The following is an 18,177-nucleotide window of genomic DNA, read 5'->3' on the forward strand; positions in this document are numbered from 1 at the left end:
GAGGGCCATGATGGAACAGACAATTAAAATGCCTCAGCTCGGTGAAAGCGTAACTGAAGGAACAATCACGACGTTTCTCGTCAAACCAGGTGACCGAGTTGATGAATATGAACCACTCGCTGAAGTTATGACGGATAAAGTGACGGCCGAAATCCCAGCGACAAGCGCGGGTGTCGTCAAAGAAATCTTGATTGGGGAAGGCGACACGGTCGCCGTCGGCACACCGGTCCTCGTCATGGAAGTCGAAGGAGCCGGAGCGGAGAAAGCGGTCGACGCAGCACCTTCAAACGAGCCGGTAGCGGAAGAGCGTCCGGTAGAAGCCGCGGCGGCCACAGCTTCGGCGCCGAGAAAACAGAGCGGCAACGGACGATTTTCACCGGCCGTCATTCGCTTAGCAAACGAGAACGACATCGACTTGAATCAACTTGACGGTTCGGGCCTTGGGGGACGAATCACACGGAAAGACGTGCTCCGTTACTTATCAGAAGGACGTCCCGTCAAGTCGGAGGCGACCCAAGCCCCACTTCAAGAGACGATGATTCAAGAAAAACTTGATGTGCCGAAAGAAGCGGAAACCGTCAACGTGGCGCCGCCGGCTTCTCCTTCACAAGAAGCATCTGACCGCATCGAACGTATCCCGACAGCGGGTGTGCGTCAAGCAATTGCGACAAACATGGTCCGCTCGAAACACGAGGCACCGCATGCATGGCTCATGATTGAAGTCGATGTGACGAATCTCGTGGAGACACGAGCCAAGTTGAAGGATGACTTCTTGAAACAAGAAGGCGTCAAACTGACGTTCATGCCGTTCTTTATGAAAGCGGCGGTCGAAGCGTTGAAGAAATATCCGATGATGAACTCAGAATGGGCGGGTGACCACATCAAAGTGCATCAAGACATTCACTTGTCTGTCGCTGTGGCGGCGAATGACGCGCTTTACGTCCCGGTGATCAAACATGCGGATGAGAAAAACATTAAAGGACTCGCGGTCGCGCTTCAAGACGTCGCGTCTCGTGCACGCGCGAACCGGTTGAGCGCGAACGAGATGCGTGGCGGAACGTTCACGATCAACAATACGGGTGCGTTCGGTTCAATCCAATCAGCGCCGATTTTGAACTACCCGCAAGCCGCGATTCTCTCGGTCGAGTCGATCGTGAAACGTCCGGTGTGGGTGAACGGCATGTTCGCAGCCCGGGATATCGTCAACTTATGTATGTCGGTTGACCATCGTGTGCTCGACGGACTCGTCGCCGGTCAATTCTTGCAAGCGATGAAACAATCGCTCGAATCGATTGACCCGAATACGTATACCGTCTATTAATGAAAAAGAGATGGTCCTTTGTCATCGTGACATCGGACACATCTCTTTTTTTTCTTAAAGCGAACGTTCAATCAACCGTTCGACATCTTGTTGAATCCGTTCGGTCGTCACATCGGCGACGTCATAACTGAGTCGATGGGTCGATTCATCCGTGCCGGTCAAATCGGCGAACAGACTCCCAAGGTTGTGTACACTCTTGTCGACTTGAATCAACAGATCGAGCGACGTCTCGTCTTGCAAGAGGACGACCTCGAGTTCGTCGAGTTTACGCCCGTAACGGGTACCGTTCGGTGAATACTCGAGTTCCTGCGCGATCGGCAGTCGGCCTGAGCGGTGACGGGCCGGTAACATCTCGGTATCCGCTTTTTTTAGACGGAAGCCGATGGCATCGATGGCGTCGAGGACGACTTATTGCGCCTCGTTCGGCTTCACGACGATGGCATCCTCGTCTTTCGGGTCGACGGCTTGCGCGATATCTAGTCCCGTCTCAATCCACGATTTCGATTGGCTGACCGATAACGGGGTGTTGTACGGGACGTTAATTGTGAACGGAATATCTTTCACTTCATCCGGACCGATTAGGAAAGGAGCCTCGTTCAGTGAAATTTTCTCAATCGTGAACGTCGAATAGGTCGTCTTGTCATTCACTTCGTGTTTATACAAGGTGTTGAAGAAGATGTAAATGCGGTCAACCGACTGTTCCACATTTCCGCCCTTCACATGGACGACCCCTTCGAGTCGTCCACCCGGCTCGCAATGACTATCGGCGAGACGCGTATCCACGGTCGCGGCGCCGACCCCGATCGATGATAATAGTTTTTTGAACATGGTGTTTCCTCCTTTGACGTTTGCACGGCTTCGTGTAATAGTATGTACGGATGAACGATTTGAAAAGTTCCGAAACTAATCAAAAAGGATGATGGAAGTGGACTATACACAATTACTTGACCGCCTGAACGACGTCGTCACAAACGAAGAGCTCGTCACGGCGACAATCAGTCAACCGCGCTTGAAGTCGAGTGACTTGCGCCGCGTCAAGCTAAAGCCAGTCTTATTAAAAGAGACGTACCATATACAGTTTGAGTACCAATATGAGCGCGTGATGAAACATAAAAATCTACAAATAGATGAAGCGGCCCGTGAAATCGAGACACTCCTCGAGACGTTCCGCCAAGGACAGTTCCAGTTAAAATCGTCAGACCTTCAATTTCAATTGTCGAAGAAATTCAAAGTGATGTATAAAGAGCAGCAAACGACGGCGAAACAAGTCCAGCTGACCCACAATCGGGAGAAGCAATACGTGCTCCCACTCGATGAGCCGGTCCCGTTTTTAATTCGGCTCGGCGTCCAGTCGGAAGATGGGAAAGTGAAACGGCAAAAATATGATAAATTCAAGCAGATTAACCGGTTCCTTGAGTTCATTGAAGACTCGATTAAACATTTGCCGACGGACCGGACGATTCGAATTTTAGACTTCGGGTCTGGGAAGTCTTACTTGACGTTCGCCCTGTATCATTTTCTCCATGAGATGAAAGGTTACGACGTGCATATTACGGGACTCGACTTAAAAAAGGAAGTCATCGAAGAATGTGCCGGGATCGCCCGCGACCTCGGTTATGAACGACTGGAGTTTCTTGTCGGCGATATAAACGAGTACGAAGGTGAATCGGCTGTCGACATGGTCGTCACGTTGCACGCTTGCGACGTAGCGACAGATATGGCGCTCGCCCGCGCCGTCCGTTGGGGAGCGAAAGTCATCTTGAGCGTGCCGTGTTGTCAAAAAGAATTGAATCGTCAACTAGACGCCACGCCGCTGGACGTAATGCTAAAGCATGGCCTCATGAAAGAACGCTTCGCCTCGCTCGCAACCGATTCGATTCGGGCAGAGCTACTCGGGTTCGTTGGTTACGAGGCCCAGTTGCTCGAATTCATCGATATGGAGCATACAGCAAAGAATGTTTTAATTCGGGCGTTCCTGACGAACCGGAAAGCATCGAATGAAGAGCGGGCCCGTTACACGGCGTTCAAAGCATTGCTTGGGGCCGACCCGTTCCTTGAACGTGAATTGAGCGATAGACTTGTTTTCACAGTCGGAGAAGACGTAAAATAAGAAAGAACAGACGCAAGTTGAAAGGGGAAACGACATGGATTTTCAATTATATTTTCAAGATGTAGTCGAACAGGCACGAAATGAGGTTCGAACTGCAGGTTATACGGAATTGACGACACCGGAAGAAGTCGACGCCGCCCTCAAAAAAGAAGGCAAAACGCTCGTCCTCGTGAACTCGGTATGTGGATGTGCCGGGGGGATTGCCCGTCCGGCGGCAGCGTACGTGAACAAGATGGAGGGGACGAAGCCCGATCACTTCGTGACGGTATTCGCCGGGCAAGATCGTGAAGCCACCGATCGTGCGCGTGAGTATTTCGAAGGGTACGCCCCATCATCACCGTCCATCGCCTTGCTTGAAGACGGCAACATCGTGACGATGGTCGAACGGAGCACCATCGAATCTTCGACAGCCGAGGAACTTGTCGATCAACTTCAAACGTTGTTTGACATCTATTACGCGTAAGCTATGAAGCGCAGAGGCACCGCCTTTGCGCTTTTCGCTAAGAAAGGATCGAATTATGGAACCAGTCGTCAAAATCATGAGCGAGGCCGAATATACGATCGCGTTATCTCGCGGTGAGATCAATGAACCGACGCTCCAGACAGAAGGGTATGTCCGGTGTTGCACCCCGCAACAGATTGGTCAATTTGTGCGCCGCTATTATCCAAACGAGCGGGTCGTGCTCGTGTCGTTTCACGTCGGGCGATTGGGCAACTTGTTGCATTATGAGATCGACGAGGACGGGGAACGCTACCCGCACGTATATAGCGCAATTCCCATCACAACTGTCAAACGGGTTCAAGAATACGGTTCACGCGATAACGGAACGGTCACTTATTTTGCTTACGAGCGAATGTGACCGGTTTTTTTTTAGGTTTATGCATGAATATACTTTACAAGTTATAATTATGTGTATATAGTGGTTGAAGGACAAGTCAGACATATGAAGAGTCGAAGAATGATTGAGTCATGTTCACATATATGTCATAATTTTGTTAATGTTCTGATATTTTATTCTCTTGGAGAAAGGAACGATTCGGATGAAAAAAGGTTTTCTAGCATTATGTATTGCAAGTCTAGCAGCATTTTCGGTCGCTTGTGGCGCCGACGTCAATGAAGGAGGCTCTTCGTCATCAAACAACGATGACGATAAAGTCATCGTCATGGGCACAAGTGCCGATTACTTCCCATATGAGTTCGTTGATACGGCGAACGGGGATGAGATTGTTGGATTTGATATCGATATTGCCAAACAAGTCGCTGAAAACATGGGTTATGAGTTAAAGATTGAAGATATGGACTTCGGTAGCCTCCTCGGAGCGCTCAACGCGGGGCGTGTCGACTTCGTCATGGCGGGTATGACACCGACCGAAGAGCGTAAAGAAAATGCGGATTTTTCTGACATCTATTTCACGGCAAAAAACTTAATCCTCTCAAAAGGGGATGCCATCCAGTCGCTTGAAGACTTAAACGGCAAACAAGTCGGTGTTCAGCTCGGCTCAATCCAAGAAGGGATTGCCAAGGACAACATCGAAGGGGCAGAGATTGTCGCCTTGAACAAAATCCCGGAAATCATTCAAGAAATCAAGACGGGCCGAATCGATGCGATGGTCATCGAGGACACGGTCGCGAAGAAATATCTCGACCAAGACAGCGAACTGTCGACATTTGAAATCGTTGACGAAGAGGAGGCCGGTTCGGCGGCAGCGTTCCGAAAAGGCGACGAGCTTCGTGATCAGTTCAATGAAGAGTTGAATAAGTTGATTGAAAGCGGAGAAATCGAGAAGTTGGCTCAAAAATGGTTCGAAGAGGAAGCCGCGCCAGCGGAATAATTCATGTACGAGGCTGACTGAAGTATCGGTCAGCCTTTTTTAGGAGGAACTCACAATGGATTTTAGTCGGATTTATGATTCAATCCCTTATATTTTAGAAGGTATTCCGGTCATGTTCCAAGTCGTGCTCGTCTCGGCATTGTTCGGGATCACGCTCGGAATCGTCGTAGCCACATTCAAAATCGTCCCAAATCGATTCGTTAACTTCATCGGTCACGCGTATACGGCTGTGTTTCGGGGGACACCGCTCATCTTACAACTCGCCATCATCCACTTCGGCTTGCCGCAGTTGACCGGCTATATCACGACGCCTTATCAATCAGCCGTCATCGCCTTCTCGCTCAACTCAGCGGCATATATCTCGGAGATTATCCGGGCCGGGATTCAAGCTGTCGATAAAGGACAGTGGGAGGCGTCCGACGCACTCGGCGTCCCGTATGTGAAACAGTTGCGTTCCATCATCTTACCGCAAGCGTTTAAAAATATCTTACCAGCGCTCGTCAACGAGATGATCACGTTGACAAAAGAATCGGCACTCGTCTCAACGGTCGGTGTTCTCGACATTATGCGCCGGGCACAAATCGTCGGTGGGCAAAAGGCAATCTACTTCGAACCGCTTCTATTCGCGGGTGTGATATACTTTACGATAGTGATGGTGTTGACGTATCTTGGTCAACGTCTTGAAAAACGGCTAAGAAAGAGTGATGGCAGATGATTCAAGTAAATGATTTATACAAACAATTCGGAGATTTAGAAGTATTGAAAGGCATCACGACGACGATTGAGCGGGGCGAGGTCGTCGCCGTCATCGGACCGTCTGGTTCAGGGAAGTCGACGTTCCTTCGTTGTCTCAATATGCTCGAGGTTCCGACGGCTGGTACCGTCTCAGTCGACGGGTTTGAATTAACGAAAAAAGGGGCGAACGTCGCCAAGGCACGCCAAAACATCGGCATGGTGTTTCAACAGTTCAACTTGTTCCCACACATGAGCGTACTCGACAACTTGACGTATGCGCCGATTAACGTGTTGAAAGTAAGCAAGGCCGAAGCGATCGAACGGGCGAAAAAACTGCTCGAGCGTGTCGGCTTGTCTGAGAAAATCAACGCCTATCCGAGCCAATTATCGGGTGGACAAAAACAACGTGTCGCCATCGCGCGGGCACTTGCGATGGAACCGAACGTCATGTTGTTCGACGAACCGACGTCGGCGCTTGACCCGGAAATGGTCAACGAGGTACTCGACGTGATGAAAGGGCTCGCACAAACGGGGATGACGATGGTCGTCGTCACACACGAGATGGGCTTCGCACGCGAAGTCGCGGACCGTGTCCTTTTCCTAGATGAAGGAATCTTGATGGAAGAAGGCAAACCGGCGGACCTGCTCCTTAACCCGCAGACCGACCGGGCGAAGCGCTTCCTAGAGAAAGTCTTGTAAGTGAACCGTTCTAGCTGACACCAGTTAAGGGAGGAATCAGGATGAAGATCACGTATTATGGCCATGCGACCGTGTTATTGAATATCGATGGGGTGAACGTCCTCATCGACCCGTTCTTGACGAGCAATCCGCATACGGAAGTCGATCCGGCGACCGTCCCAGCCGATTATATTTTGCTCACCCATGCGCACTTCGACCACATCGAGGACGTGGAGTTGATTGCGCACGAGACCGGCGCGACAATCGTCGCCACCCATGAGCTCGCCACGTATTACGAGAAGAAAGGTTTCTCTGTCCACGGGATGAATATCGGCGGTGGTAACGCCTTTCCGTTCGGCCGCGTCACGATGACGCAAGCGTTCCACAGCTCGAGCCTCGACATGGGGGATACGCCAGTTTATATGGGCATGCCTGGAGGCTTTATCATCGAAACGAACAGCTTGACCGTCTATCATGCCGGCGACACAGGCTTGTTCTCTGATATGAAGTTATACGGGGAACGGTTTGAAATCGACGTGGCATTCCTTCCGATTGGTGACAACTTTACGATGGGGCCGACGGATGCGCTCGACGCGGCGCATTGGCTCCAAGCCAAACGAGTCGTTCCGATTCATTTCGACACGTTCCCACCTATCAAACAAGATGCGCAAGCGTTCTGTGACCAACTGCATCAACGTGGTCTCCTCATTGAACCGAACGCGAAGATCGAAATTTGACGTACGGAAAAGATGTCATTGCCGAGACGGAGCGTTTCGTCACGAACGTGCATGCGTTCGATCATACGGGCCATGACGTCGCCCATCTCGACCGGGTACGGCGACTCGCAGAATCGCTTTGTGACGGATTGACGGTCAATCGTCTTGTCGTGACACTATCCGCACTGTTGCATGACGTCGAAGACCACAAGCTCGGCCGCGAGGCAGGACTTGTAAAACGGCACCTGGATTCGCTCGACATCTCGGACGAGGTGAGTCGACACGTCTTAGACGTCATCGCGGAAACGTCGTACTCGAAAGGGAAGACGCCATCTTCGCTAGAATCGGCAATTATCCAAGACGCCGATCGACTCGATGCGATGGGGGCGATTGGTATCGCTCGAACGTTTCAGTACGCCGGTGCGAGTGGCACCGCCTTATATGGCGATACGAGCGCGATCTCCCATTTTCATGAGAAATTACTTCGACTCGGCGACGGTATGCACACGGATGCAGCGAAACGAATCGCGCGTGAGCGTCACGCGTATCTCCTCTCGTTTTTGGAGCGATTCGAGGCCGAATGGAACGGAAACGACATATGAAATGGCCGAGGAGCTCCTCGGCCATTTTTTTAGAATGGATGCTTATTGAGCCAATGACCACCATCGAGCGAGATGCATTCCCCGTTTAAATAGCGCATCTCGTCGGATAGCATCCAAAACGCCAAGTCGGCGATCTCTTCCGGTGTGCCAAATCGACCGAGCGGAACGTTTCGTCGAATGCGCTCCACTTCTTTCACGTGTACCGCAAGCTTGTCGGCTCCACCGGTCCGTTCAATCGGACCTGGGCTGATCGCGTTGACACGCGCCCCGAACTGATAGCCCCATTCAACGGCGAGCGTCCGCGTCAAATTGAGGACACCTGCTTTCGCGGCGGCACTTGGTGCGACACCGGCACCGGCCTGCCATGCGTAAGAGGCGACCATATTGAGAATCGAGCCATCACGCAACTGTTCGGCTTCCCAATGTTTTCCGAGTGCATGTGTGCAGTTGAACGTGCCGTTTAAGACGATGTCAATCACGCTCGTCCAGCCGTTCGGCGTCAAGTCGAGCGTCGGACAGACGAAGTTACCTGCTGCGTTGTTCACGAGCGCATGTACAGGTCCATACGTAGTGATGATGGTATCGAGCGCTTCTATGCACCCGTCATAGTCCCGTACGTCGTGTTGTACCGCAAGCGCCTGTCCAAAATCGATTGCGTTCAGTTCTGTCATCGCCTCGTCGAGCCGCTCGGCATTTCGACCGCTGATGGCCACGTTCCAGCCCTCCTGCTTGAACTTGAGCGCCATCGCTTTTCCCATGCCGGACGACCCACCTGTAATCCAAATCGTTTTCACTTATACTCCCCCTTTAAAATGAATGGTCGTTCATTCATGTATTCTGGACGCGGTTGAAGAATTCCTGCCAAAAAAAAAGCGATGGCGACCGCCATCACTTGATTCGTTCATAAAATGCATTTCCAAGTGCCTGGTCGATACGATACATCGTGCCGGCAACTTTTTCACCCCAGTACGGGTCTGAAGCATAAAACATGTTGATTCCTTCTTGTTTGTTTCCAGGGAAGGGTCCCCGTGCATAGGAGCCCGTCACATATTTCTCAGCGAACAGCGTTGCCGCTGCATCGATACTCGCTTCGACCGTCTCGAACGCCGCCGCGTTGCCGCTCGGGTCGTCATCGGTCGCCTTGAATCCGAACAAGTTGTTCTTATCGCGGGCGATGGCGGACGTGCCATAACTCGACTCGTGCCCGGCGACGGCGAGAAGAAACAAGGCGTTGATGCCATGTTTCGCTTCTGCGTCCTTGAAGGCGGCGCCTTTTCCTTTTAAGGGTGAGTCCGTGAGCGTCTCGAGATAGCGGTCGAGTTCAGCCGCCGAGTAGGGGGAAGTCGTGTCGATTGAAGCAAACTGATACGGTGAGTCGAACACGTCGCGTACGTTTTCGGTCTCATAACGGTCAGGTGCCGCCCCGCCGGCTGGTCCGACGAGAAACGTCCCGGCCAAAAAGTCCGTCGCTTCGACGGTATGATACACGTCCCCGTCGCGAACTTCATAGAACCCGCGCCGCTCGACGAGCGCGTCCGGATAGAGTGTCATGTTCGCGAGCGGTACATAGACGTCGGCACCTGAGATGCGCACTTTCAAGTGGTCATCTCCACGCTCGAGCAGGCGTAATCGGGTACCGCCGGCCACGTAGGACTGTCGCTCGGTCAATGCGGCGTCTTTAAAAAGATAAGTGACGTTGTCAGTCGGCGTGACGGCGATGCCGGACCCGGTAAAGTCGATGACGTCACCTTCAGGTCCGATGAGGGCGCGATGTTCGCCTTGTTCCATATAGGATGTCGCTTCGTCGAGCGATTCGAATTGTCGCGTCTCCGTCGTGCCATCGACGTACGTCTTGACCGTGTAGGTGCCGCCGGAGCGGCCCTCGAGCCAAAGAAATCCGAGTACGGCGATGCCAAGGATGACAAGGGAAGGCAGTATTTTTTTCTGTTTTTTCTTCACGTTCCATCACTTCCAAACATAAGGATTGCCAAACACGCGAAACTAGTGAACAATTTTGAAAGAGAAAGGGGGGATTCGATGAAAATCGGGTCACGTACGTTAAAAACGGCGGTCGCCGCAGGGATTGCGATGCTCATCGCCGAGACGATCCATTTGGACTACTATGTGTTCGCCGCCATTATCGCCATTCTTAGTATTCAAGAGACGAGGAAGAAGTCCTTCCGTGCCTCGTACGAACGGGTCATGGCGAGTTTAATCGCCATCGGAATGGGTGCACTCATGTTCACCCTCCTCGGTTATTCACCGGCCACACTCACTTTATATTTTGTCATGTTTATCCCACTCGTACAACAACTCAAACTGCAGGACGGCATGATCACAAGCGTCGTCATCTTGACACATCTATACACAGAGGGCCAATTTACGCTCGAGTTGTTCGTTAACGAGTTACTGTTGATTGCGATCGGGGTTGGGGTCGGGCTTGTCGTCAACATGTACATGCCGGCACTCGACCGAGAGATTGAGCGTATCAAGGACAACATCGACCGTGCGCTCGCCGTCTATTTCTATGATATCGCCGCTTGTGTCGAGACGGGAGTGTACAACGACCACGCGATGATGCTCTTGAAGACGCGCGATTATTTGAAGCAAGGAAAAGACCTCGCGCTTCGTCGGATGGGCAACTCAATCGGAAAGCGGAACGAAGATATGGATTACCTCTACTTTCGGATGCGTGAGCGTCAATATGACATCTTGAAACGAATCGTCGACAACGCCCGCGAGATCACGCTCGTCGTCGAGGAGGCGAAACCGGTCGCGACGTTCCTCCGGCTCGTCGGGGATAATGTGAATGAACGGGCCGACGCCTCGGCCTTCCTTCGTGAACTCGATGCGACGATTGAGCACTATCGAAAAAACGTACCCCTCCCCACGTCACGTGAGGAATTTGAGGTACGTTCATCCCTACTTAACATTTTATCGGATGTGAAGAGTTACTTGATTTTAAAGGAGCGTTACATTCTCCTGTTAAAAGAACATGGCCATGCTCGAGAGCACCGTGCTAAGCAAAAAGATTGATACGATGACGACAACGCCGATTTGAATGATGCGTTGTCGTTTTTTTTGTTTATTTCTCATGTCGTTCCTCCATTACACGTTTGCCCCCATTGTACAGAATGGAAAACGTTCGTGCAAACGTCATGAGTTTGGTATAATGACCAAGAAATGTTTGGATGGAGGGATGGTTTTTATGGTAAACGAGACACGCGTGCTCGACACGTTTTTAGGGCTTGTCGGCATCGATTCAGAAACGAAAGAAGAAGCGGTCATCTGTGAGCATTTGAAAGCGGTGTTCACTGAACTTGGCTGTGACGTCTATGAGGATGATGCATCGACGAAGACGGATCATGCGGGGAACAACTTGATCATCACCGTTCCGGCAACGAAAGAGGGTGTCGACCCGATCTATTTCACGGCGCATATGGACACAGTGACGCCAGGGAAAGACATCAAAACGAACATTAAAGACGGGTATGTCGTCACGGATGGGACGACAATCCTCGGAGCGGACGATAAGACGGGCCTTACAGCGATGATTGAACTCGTCCGGGTATTGAAAGAAGAAGCGATCCCGCACGGTCAAATTCAATTCGTCATCACGGTCGGCGAAGAGTCAGGTCTTGTCGGAGCGAAAGTGCTCGACTTATCTAAAATCGAGGCGAAATTCGGCTTCGCCCTCGACTCGGACGGACCGGTCGGAGATATCATCGTCGCCGCCCCAACGCAGGCAAAAGTCAATGCACGCATTTACGGGAAGACGGCGCACGCCGGTGTCGCCCCTGAAAAAGGGGTATCCGCAATCCAAATTGCCGCGAAGGCGATTGCGAAAATGCCGCTCGGCCGGATTGACGAAGAAACGACCGCCAATATCGGCCGATTCGAAGGCGGGCGGGCGACGAACATCGTCTGTGATTATGTTGAGGTGTTCGCGGAAGCACGTTCGCTGATCCATGAAAAGATGGAGGCGCAAGCAGAGACGATGAAACAGGCATATGAAGAGACAGCCGCGGCGCTCGGTGGGCGCGCAGAAGTCGATATCGATATCATGTACCCTGGCTTCAAGTTCGAAGAAGGCGATGAGGTCGTTGAAATCGCGAAAGCAGCTGCCGCTTCAATCGGTCGTCCGACCCGCATCCTTCACTCGGGCGGGGGATCAGATGCGAACGTTATCGCGGGTGGAGGTATCCCAACGGTCAACCTTGGGGTCGGCTATGAAGAAATTCATACGACGAACGAACGGATGCCACTTTCAGAACTGTATAAAATCGTCGAGTACGTCGTCGAGATCGTCAAACACGTCGCAACAACGAACAAGTAAGTAAAAAGAGCCGACATGACGTCGGCTCTTCGTATGTGTGCTCGTGATTATGCGGCAAACTCCAGCGACTCGAGAACGAGTTCATCGGTACAGTGAAGCTCCTGCGCTATGTCGTGAATACGGATTGAGGTGCCTTCTTCTTGTTGGTGTTTGCGATTTAACAGAGTCGCACGTTCTCGAATCACTTGATAGATAGTGTCGGAATGGTCAACTGTTTTCATCACGAATCACATCCTTTTTCAACGATTACGTTTAGTATAGCATGGAACGGTGAACAAGAAAGGACAAAATTATTTATGAAGTTACATTTTTTAGGAACTGGTTCAGGCATGCCCACGAAGCAGCGGAACGTGTCCGGGCTCGCCCTTACCTTACCGAAACAGACGTGGTTGTTCGATTGTGGGGAAGCGACACAGCATCAAATGCTCTATACGTCAGTAAAGCCAAGGAAAGTGTCGGCTGTCTTTATCACCCATTTACACGGAGACCATGTTTTCGGGTTACCGGGATTCTTGTCGACACGGTCAGCACTTGCGGGGACGGAACCGCTCACCCTTTACGGGCCGAAAGGGATCAAGAAATGGCTTGAGTTGACGTTACACGTGACCGGATCTCATTTAGGTTATCCGTTGAACATCATCGAATATCAAGATGGCGATTCGTTCACGCAGGACGGGCATCGGGTGCATATTCACAAGTTGGCCCACCGCTTCCCGAGCTATGGTTTCCGAGTCGAGTCTCCGACAAAACCAGGGACGCTCCTCGTCGAGAAACTGAAAGCAGAAGGGATCCCGAGTGGACCGCTCTATGGGCAAATCAAGCAGGTTGAGACGTTCGAATATGAAGGGAAAACGTACGCATCTAAAGAATACGTCACAGAGCCGGTCGCTGGACCGGTCATCGCGATTCTCGGAGACACCATACCGTGCGCGAATGCGAAGCGACTCGCCGAAAACGCGGACGTGCTCGTCCATGAGGCGACGTTCATGGCGGCTGAGGCACAACTCGCGAGACAATACGGGCACTCGACGACGATGGAAGCGGCGGCACTCGCGGAGACGTCAGGCGTCGGGCGATTGATTGTCACGCATATCTCGGCACGCTATCAGGGGCGGGAGTCGGAATTTGAGGCGGAAGTCGCCATGGCGTTTCACAACAGCCACGTCGCGGCCGACTTTGATGAAATCATAGTGGGGGATTGATGTGACTATTCAACTATACGTGTGGCTAGGGTTTCTCATCATCAGTGTGTTGCTCGGCCTACGCTTGAACCAGCTGAAAGAACCGGAACCGCGATTTTTCTTAAAGTTCTTGTTCTACTCATTGCTCGGGATTGTCTCGTTCCCAATCGGCGGATTCCATATTCCGATCGGCTTTTTGTTATCATTCTTGTTTTTCCCGAAACGGAACAGCCGTTACAAATGGTACGGGGCACTCGTCGGTTTCTTTTTCTTTATCGTGCTGTTGTTCGTCCCGCTGTTCGACCAATCCGAGTTTCGGGCCGAGTCGCAACAGATTGGAGCGGTTTCCATACAAGATGAATCGTTTGACCAGATGACGAACCACATTTTACGTCGGGTCAACGCAGAGGCGATTAAACTTGACCGCAGTAAACTGGTGCTCACGCGGGACGGCCAACTTCAGTCACTCGAATACTTGCTCCTCGTCGAGCGCAGCAATTCGTTCCAACAGATTCGCATCACATACGAGGCGTCAGGTGAACTATCTTATCGGCAAGTCGATGAGTTGAACAAAGATTCCGGACGCGCCTTTTTCGAGAAGCTTGTGGACTTTGACCGGATGTTAAGCACGGTTCGTGACACCCCGTGGCAAGACTTTGTGGACCAAGTGAACGCGCCCCTCATCCAGTTGTCTTTCGACGGACTGTACGATATGTACACGTTTGAGAACGAGGCGATGTTCATGATTAACCGCGAAGGACGCATCGTGAAGTTTTGGCTTCAGCGTGACCCGGTGCTCGCCAACAGCATTCAACTATCAGGACTTACCCGAGAAGGCAGGAGTTCGGGCGAACGTTATATTATTCTATACAACTATTCGATTCATCAACGAGAGGATTTGACAGATCAATGAAACGACTTCTAATGTTAAGTTTACTAATCCCGATGCTTACGGCTTGTGCGCAGACCCCAGTCGAGGAGGCGGGTGACCAGTGCGCGGTAGAACCGACGATTTCGGTGTACAATGCGGCGACCGAGGAGACGCTTTTTAATGAACAGAGTGTCTGCCTTGATGAGGGGGCGACCGTGCTAGACGCGTTGAAGGCGACAGACTTGTCGATTGAATCGGTGGGAGATGGGGAAATGACTTACGTCACAGCCATCGATGGAATCGAGGAAAAGTCTGCTGGCCAGTCATCTGGATGGGTCTATGCGTTCAACGGAAGCCCTGGCGATGAAGGGGCCGGAGCGAAGGAAGTAGAGTCGACCGATATCATTCAATGGCGCTTTGAAGAAGATGCGATTTCTTTCTTCGAATGAGGCGGATTGGGAGCGCAGACATCCAGTCACGCTCCTTTTCTTTCTATTAGGCCATTTGTACGTCATCGTCCATCTGAACGGGTCGCTTTGGCTATTGATCGGCCTCATTGGCCTTCTCCTCCTTGAACGACGCTTGCCGCTCGCGATGAGCGGAATCCTTTTCGCGTTCGTCCTCATCTCGATGGCGCCCGTATTGATTGGTTGGGAGATCTCGTTCCAACGAATCATTCGTCAACTCGTTCAGCTGGCGACCTTCCTTTTCGGGATGATTTGGATTAGTCGCTTTCTGAAGCTGGATCGACTGCTTCCGCTCCTAGAGCGGTGGCCTCGCTCGATGAAGCTCTTGTACGGGGGATGGGCGCTCATTCCGACGATGGAACGGGCGGTGCGCTTGTCACTGAAGAGTCATGCACGTCACGATTGGCAAGAAGCCGTCGTCGTAGGGATTGAGAGCCAACGGGAAGAACCGGTCTATGCCCGTGCCCGACTGCGTATCATGCAACGATCGGACCTCGTGCATCTCATTGGCTTGATTGGTAGTTTTTTAGCCATTTATTTCGGATGGCCACTCATGTGGTTACTATATCCGTATTTGACGAAAGGAGGGATTCGAGATGCATTGGTTAGCTTCCGAAACCGGGCAAGTGAATGAATGGGCGAAGGCACATGATGCACTCATCCTGAACCTCGATTCGCCACTTGCGGGAAAAGTCGCCACGTTACTCATGGAAGACGACCCGTTATATGGTGCCGAAGTGGTCGCGTTACTTCAAGTCGACCACTTGCTGTATAAACGTTTCGACGAATGCTCGAGCGGCGAACGTCAACTCGTTCGCATTGCCTATGCCTTGCTCAAGCGACCGGAAGCGATCGTCTTACATGAGCCGTTTCGTTACCTTGACCGGTATCGGCGTGAACATTTAACGATGTTACTCGAGCGTCTTGGACGACTCGGCGTGACCATCGGCTATACAGAACGCGCCAACGAACGTGGTGTGCACCCGACGTTTACGGTGACACCTTCTGAAGGAAAGCTCTCGCTTGATGTACGGAACGTATCGTATCGCCACCCGCTCCAGCCCGTCTATGCTGTCGAAGATGTCACGTTCGTTGCGGACATGCCAGGACTGACGGTATTCATTGGTACGAACGGGAGCGGCAAGTCGACGCTCATCGAATTGATGGCGAAAAGCATGAGACCGTTACAAGGGAAAATCAGACGGTCGGTCCGTCCGCTTTATTTGCCACCTGAAGAGGAATACGGTCCGTTTCCACACGCACGGAATCGCCGGGTCGAACAGTTGCGGGCTGTTCTCGCTTCATCCGTCCCAATCGTGCTACTCGACGAACCGACAGTCGGACTTACGCGAGAAGAGCGGGAAGCGTTTTATGAAGCGTTACTTGAGAAGCGACGAACGGCCCAAGTCGTCTGTGCGACCCATGATACAACGCTCTTGAACATTGCGGATCGCATCGTCTCGCTATCGAACGGGCGCATCGTCTTTGATGGTACACGAAATCAGTTTATGGAACGGAGTCTCGTATGGTCACATTCCTCGTCGGCGCAGTGATGGCGTACGGATTGATGTCAAGATTTGAACGGACGACAACGCCGATTTCGGTGTTGACGCAATTGCTCGCGGTGGCGGTCATCGGTCGTTGGTTATTCGTGGCCATCCCGAACGTTCAACCGACGACGGCGGTCATCATGCTGACGGCCCTATATTTCGGTTGGACGAGCGCCGCCATGCTCGCCCTGTTCGTTCCCATCTTGTCGGGCTTACTGCTTGGAATCGGTCCGTTCGTGTTGTATCAGTTTTTAGGATGGGTCGTCGTCGTCTCGCTCGTCACCTTGTGTAAGCCGATGCTGTTGAGGTCGTCACTGTTGCTCGGCTTGATGGGTCTCGTTTCTGGGTTTTTATTCGGATGGACGACAAACATCGCCTATGCCGAGGTCATCGGGAACGACTTCATTAATCTGCTCGTTTTGAGCTTGCCGTTTGACCTCGCCCATGGCGTCAGTAACCTCTTTTTCCTGCTCGTCTTACGCGAGGTGTTCGTTCGCATATTTGTACGTACCGAAGGGTAAAGAGAGGAAAAGAGCGGAGGGGGTGTACCGTGAGCGACTACATCAACGTCTTCGAGTTTGGCATGTTCCTCTCGATTGGACTGTTTTTCATCGCACTTCATATTTTTTTCATCCTTCGCCGTTACATTCGAACGCGCTATGCGATGGTCGGCGTGCTCGCTTCGAGCGTCTGGCCAGCGCTAATGATTGTCTTATCGATTCAAGCTATCGACTTCGTGCCCGAGCTAACCGCACGCACGTTGTCACTCGCATCCGTCCTCGCCTGGGCGAGCGTGATGGCGACTTTGATCATGTTGCTTATTCCCGCAATGGTTCTGATTGGACGTCTATTCCGTGTCGTCGATTGGCCTACACGAAAAAAACCGTAACGCATCAACGTGCGTTACGGTTTTTTTATGCGTTCGGTACTTGTTCGACTGACGCGTCGGTCGGTTTTTGGAAGCGGCGCAAAATCTCGAGACTGACAGCACGCGGCATCAGTTTGGAAGCAACGACGAGTAGTTGGTTCGACAGTCCAGGGACGATGACGCGTTTGTTATTCATTACACCCTTATACCCGAAGAAAGCGACGAGATGGGACGGCATCTTCGTGAGCATCATTTCATTGCCGGCTCGATTGAAGAAACCGGTGTCGGTCGGGCCAGGGCAGAGCACGCTGACATGGACGCCTGTATCTTTCACTTCGGCATGGAGCGCCTCGGTGAAAGAGAGGACGTATGCTTTCGTCGCATAATAGACGGCCATGTATGGGCCAGGTTGAAACGCTGCGACAGAGGCGACGTTCAGCACATGTCCATGATTGCGACGGACCATGTCCGGTAAATAAGCTTTCGTTAATTCTGTTAGAGCGTTCACGTTTAAGCGAACCTCTTCAGCTTCGGTCTCCGGGTCCAAGTCGATGAATTCCCCAGCCGTTCCAAACCCGGCATTGTTGATGAGGAAGTCGACCGTCAATCCAGATTCTTCGATTGCATGCGTCAGTCGCTTCGCGGCCTGATGTTCGGATAAATCGAGGGCGAAAACGTGGACGTTGACGCGATAGCGCTTCTCAAGTACTTTTTTCAGTTCATGCAGGCGAGGTTCACTCCGAGATACGAGGATACAGTCGTATCCATCGCGCGCGGCCAAGACAGCAAGGTCAAGTCCGATGCCAGTTGAGGCGCCAGTAATCAAAGCAGTTTTAGACAAATGGGTTCACTCCTTTAGAAAAGTCATACATTGTTACTCATTTCTTCACGAGATGTTAAATTCCTGCT

22 protein-coding genes and 1 pseudogene are annotated in these 18,177 nt (G+C 51.8%); 18 read left to right on the forward strand and 5 right to left on the reverse strand.

The genetic code is table 11. The features are described 5' to 3' along the window. Positions 1 to 7: 7 nt before the first annotated feature. The gene (locus KNP92_RS05275) at positions 8 to 1,321 is read left to right on the forward strand and encodes a dihydrolipoamide acetyltransferase family protein (RefSeq protein WP_214838274.1); all 1,314 of its coding nucleotides are present in this window, start codon (positions 8 to 10) and stop codon (positions 1,319 to 1,321) included. A 54-nt stretch (positions 1,322 to 1,375) separates the two neighbouring features. Here the strand turns inward: KNP92_RS05275 and KNP92_RS05280 are convergent. Further along, positions 1,376 to 2,149 (reverse strand): annotated as a pseudogene (locus KNP92_RS05280) (sporulation protein). Positions 2,150 to 2,246: 97 nt separating this feature from the next. Here KNP92_RS05280 and KNP92_RS05285 point away from each other — a divergent pair. From KNP92_RS05285 to KNP92_RS05320, 8 genes are all read left to right on the forward strand, one after another. Next, on the forward strand, positions 2,247 to 3,431 hold the full coding sequence (locus KNP92_RS05285; RefSeq protein WP_376778131.1) for a class I SAM-dependent methyltransferase: 1,185 nt from the start codon (positions 2,247 to 2,249) through the stop codon (positions 3,429 to 3,431). Between the two features lie 34 nt (positions 3,432 to 3,465). Then, the gene (locus KNP92_RS05290) at positions 3,466 to 3,894 is read left to right on the forward strand and encodes a BrxA/BrxB family bacilliredoxin (RefSeq protein WP_034818132.1); all 429 of its coding nucleotides are present in this window, start codon (positions 3,466 to 3,468) and stop codon (positions 3,892 to 3,894) included. Between the two features lie 55 nt (positions 3,895 to 3,949). Continuing rightward, positions 3,950 to 4,291, forward strand: coding sequence for a DUF952 domain-containing protein (locus KNP92_RS05295; protein WP_214838280.1), 342 nt, complete (start codon positions 3,950 to 3,952; stop codon positions 4,289 to 4,291). Between the two features lie 181 nt (positions 4,292 to 4,472). Beyond that, positions 4,473 to 5,264 carry a transporter substrate-binding domain-containing protein gene (locus tag KNP92_RS05300; protein ID WP_214838282.1) on the forward strand — a complete coding sequence of 264 codons (792 nt, stop codon included), beginning with the start codon at positions 4,473 to 4,475 and terminating at the stop codon, positions 5,262 to 5,264. Positions 5,265 to 5,319: 55 nt separating this feature from the next. Then, entirely contained in the window at positions 5,320 to 5,979 is a 660-nt protein-coding gene (locus KNP92_RS05305; RefSeq protein ID WP_214838285.1) for an amino acid ABC transporter permease, read from the forward strand. Next, positions 5,976 to 6,698, forward strand: coding sequence for an amino acid ABC transporter ATP-binding protein (locus tag KNP92_RS05310; protein ID WP_214838287.1), 723 nt, complete (start codon positions 5,976 to 5,978; stop codon positions 6,696 to 6,698). Before KNP92_RS05305 ends, KNP92_RS05310 begins: the two co-directional genes overlap by 4 nt. A 41-nt stretch (positions 6,699 to 6,739) precedes the next feature. Next, complete coding sequence (locus KNP92_RS05315) at positions 6,740 to 7,414, forward strand: metal-dependent hydrolase (protein WP_214838290.1); 675 nt, start codon at positions 6,740 to 6,742, stop codon at positions 7,412 to 7,414. Continuing rightward, on the forward strand, positions 7,411 to 7,995 hold the full coding sequence (locus KNP92_RS05320) for an HD domain-containing protein (protein ID WP_214838293.1): 585 nt from the start codon (positions 7,411 to 7,413) through the stop codon (positions 7,993 to 7,995). Before KNP92_RS05315 ends, KNP92_RS05320 begins: the two co-directional genes overlap by 4 nt. 29 nt (positions 7,996 to 8,024) lie before the next feature. Here the strand turns inward: KNP92_RS05320 and fadH are convergent, their stop codons facing one another. Both fadH and KNP92_RS05330 read right to left on the reverse strand, forming a co-directional pair. Further along, the gene (fadH, locus tag KNP92_RS05325; protein ID WP_214838296.1) at positions 8,025 to 8,789 is read right to left on the reverse strand and encodes a 2,4-dienoyl-CoA reductase; all 765 of its coding nucleotides are present in this window, start codon (positions 8,787 to 8,789) and stop codon (positions 8,025 to 8,027) included. A gap of 94 nt (positions 8,790 to 8,883) precedes the next feature. Beyond that, positions 8,884 to 9,954, reverse strand: a complete 1,071-nt coding sequence (locus KNP92_RS05330) for an N-acetylglucosaminidase (RefSeq protein ID WP_214838299.1) — start codon at positions 9,952 to 9,954, stop codon at positions 8,884 to 8,886. Positions 9,955 to 10,032: 78 nt separating this feature from the next. Here KNP92_RS05330 and KNP92_RS05335 point away from each other — a divergent pair, with 78 nt between their 5' ends. Both KNP92_RS05335 and KNP92_RS05340 read left to right on the forward strand, forming a co-directional pair. Further along, entirely contained in the window at positions 10,033 to 11,031 is a 999-nt protein-coding gene (locus KNP92_RS05335) for an aromatic acid exporter family protein (RefSeq protein ID WP_214838302.1), read from the forward strand. Positions 11,032 to 11,203: 172 nt separating this feature from the next. Further along, the gene (locus KNP92_RS05340; RefSeq protein ID WP_214838303.1) at positions 11,204 to 12,331 is read left to right on the forward strand and encodes a M20/M25/M40 family metallo-hydrolase; all 1,128 of its coding nucleotides are present in this window, start codon (positions 11,204 to 11,206) and stop codon (positions 12,329 to 12,331) included. Between the two features lie 47 nt (positions 12,332 to 12,378). Here KNP92_RS05340 and KNP92_RS05345 read toward each other — a convergent pair whose 3' ends face one another. Then, positions 12,379 to 12,552: a hypothetical protein gene (locus KNP92_RS05345; protein WP_214838306.1), complete on the reverse strand. Its 174-nt coding sequence runs from the start codon at positions 12,550 to 12,552 to the stop codon at positions 12,379 to 12,381. Between the two features lie 75 nt (positions 12,553 to 12,627). On the opposite strand from KNP92_RS05345, the gene rnz reads away from it, so the two are divergent. Genes rnz through KNP92_RS05380 form a run of 7 tightly spaced genes read left to right on the forward strand, consistent with a single transcriptional unit; the run spans position 12,628 to position 17,289 of the window. Next, positions 12,628 to 13,533 (forward strand): ribonuclease Z, encoded by a 906-nt coding sequence (rnz, locus tag KNP92_RS05350; protein ID WP_214838309.1) that lies wholly within the window; start codon positions 12,628 to 12,630, stop codon positions 13,531 to 13,533. Between the two features lies 1 nt (position 13,534). After that, positions 13,535 to 14,425 (forward strand): hypothetical protein, encoded by an 891-nt coding sequence (locus KNP92_RS05355; RefSeq protein WP_214838312.1) that lies wholly within the window; start codon positions 13,535 to 13,537, stop codon positions 14,423 to 14,425. Positions 14,426 to 14,436: 11 nt separating this feature from the next. After that, on the forward strand, positions 14,437 to 14,832 hold the full coding sequence (locus tag KNP92_RS05360; protein WP_251136399.1) for a DUF4430 domain-containing protein: 396 nt from the start codon (positions 14,437 to 14,439) through the stop codon (positions 14,830 to 14,832). Continuing rightward, positions 14,810 to 15,484: a hypothetical protein gene (locus tag KNP92_RS05365; protein WP_214838318.1), complete on the forward strand. Its 675-nt coding sequence runs from the start codon at positions 14,810 to 14,812 to the stop codon at positions 15,482 to 15,484. Before KNP92_RS05360 ends, KNP92_RS05365 begins: the two co-directional genes overlap by 23 nt. Next, the gene (locus tag KNP92_RS05370; RefSeq protein WP_214838321.1) at positions 15,447 to 16,403 is read left to right on the forward strand and encodes an ATP-binding cassette domain-containing protein; all 957 of its coding nucleotides are present in this window, start codon (positions 15,447 to 15,449) and stop codon (positions 16,401 to 16,403) included. Before KNP92_RS05365 ends, KNP92_RS05370 begins: the two co-directional genes overlap by 38 nt. After that, entirely contained in the window at positions 16,376 to 16,921 is a 546-nt protein-coding gene (locus KNP92_RS05375) for a hypothetical protein (RefSeq protein ID WP_214838324.1), read from the forward strand. The genes KNP92_RS05370 and KNP92_RS05375 overlap by 28 nt, the downstream gene beginning before the upstream one ends. Before the next feature lie 29 nt (positions 16,922 to 16,950). Continuing rightward, positions 16,951 to 17,289: a hypothetical protein gene (locus KNP92_RS05380; protein ID WP_214838327.1), complete on the forward strand. Its 339-nt coding sequence runs from the start codon at positions 16,951 to 16,953 to the stop codon at positions 17,287 to 17,289. 25 nt (positions 17,290 to 17,314) lie between these two features. Here KNP92_RS05380 and KNP92_RS05385 read toward each other — a convergent pair whose 3' ends face one another. Next, the gene (locus KNP92_RS05385) at positions 17,315 to 18,109 is read right to left on the reverse strand and encodes an SDR family NAD(P)-dependent oxidoreductase (RefSeq protein ID WP_214838330.1); all 795 of its coding nucleotides are present in this window, start codon (positions 18,107 to 18,109) and stop codon (positions 17,315 to 17,317) included. Between the last annotated feature and the right edge of the window lie 68 nt (positions 18,110 to 18,177).

This window comes from Exiguobacterium sp. s122 (genome assembly GCF_018618475.1).
GTDB classification, from domain to species: domain Bacteria; phylum Bacillota; class Bacilli; order Exiguobacteriales; family Exiguobacteriaceae; genus Exiguobacterium; species Exiguobacterium himgiriensis.

Excerpts from the sequence above, each read along its gene's own strand:
- KNP92_RS05345 (WP_214838306.1), bottom strand. The coding sequence starts at position 12,552 with ATGAAAACAGTTGACCATTCCGACACTATCTATCAAGTGATTCGAGAA.
- KNP92_RS05335 (WP_214838302.1), top strand. The coding sequence starts at position 10,033 with ATGAAAATCGGGTCACGTACGTTAAAAACGGCGGTCGCCGCAGGGATT.
- KNP92_RS05340 (WP_214838303.1), top strand. The coding sequence starts at position 11,204 with ATGGTAAACGAGACACGCGTGCTCGACACGTTTTTAGGGCTTGTCGGC.
- KNP92_RS05375 (WP_214838324.1), top strand. The coding sequence starts at position 16,376 with ATGGTCACATTCCTCGTCGGCGCAGTGATGGCGTACGGATTGATGTCA.
- rnz (WP_214838309.1), top strand. The coding sequence starts at position 12,628 with ATGAAGTTACATTTTTTAGGAACTGGTTCAGGCATGCCCACGAAGCAG.
- KNP92_RS05315 (WP_214838290.1), top strand. The coding sequence starts at position 6,740 with ATGAAGATCACGTATTATGGCCATGCGACCGTGTTATTGAATATCGAT.
- KNP92_RS05370 (WP_214838321.1), top strand. The coding sequence starts at position 15,447 with ATGCATTGGTTAGCTTCCGAAACCGGGCAAGTGAATGAATGGGCGAAG.
- KNP92_RS05305 (WP_214838285.1), top strand. The coding sequence starts at position 5,320 with ATGGATTTTAGTCGGATTTATGATTCAATCCCTTATATTTTAGAAGGT.
- KNP92_RS05290 (WP_034818132.1), top strand. The coding sequence starts at position 3,466 with ATGGATTTTCAATTATATTTTCAAGATGTAGTCGAACAGGCACGAAAT.
- KNP92_RS05365 (WP_214838318.1), top strand. The coding sequence starts at position 14,810 with ATGCGATTTCTTTCTTCGAATGAGGCGGATTGGGAGCGCAGACATCCA.
- KNP92_RS05275 (WP_214838274.1), top strand. The coding sequence starts at position 8 with ATGATGGAACAGACAATTAAAATGCCTCAGCTCGGTGAAAGCGTAACT.
- KNP92_RS05295 (WP_214838280.1), top strand. The coding sequence starts at position 3,950 with ATGGAACCAGTCGTCAAAATCATGAGCGAGGCCGAATATACGATCGCG.
- KNP92_RS05310 (WP_214838287.1), top strand. The coding sequence starts at position 5,976 with ATGATTCAAGTAAATGATTTATACAAACAATTCGGAGATTTAGAAGTA.
- KNP92_RS05300 (WP_214838282.1), top strand. The coding sequence starts at position 4,473 with ATGAAAAAAGGTTTTCTAGCATTATGTATTGCAAGTCTAGCAGCATTT.
- KNP92_RS05360 (WP_251136399.1), top strand. The coding sequence starts at position 14,437 with ATGTTAAGTTTACTAATCCCGATGCTTACGGCTTGTGCGCAGACCCCA.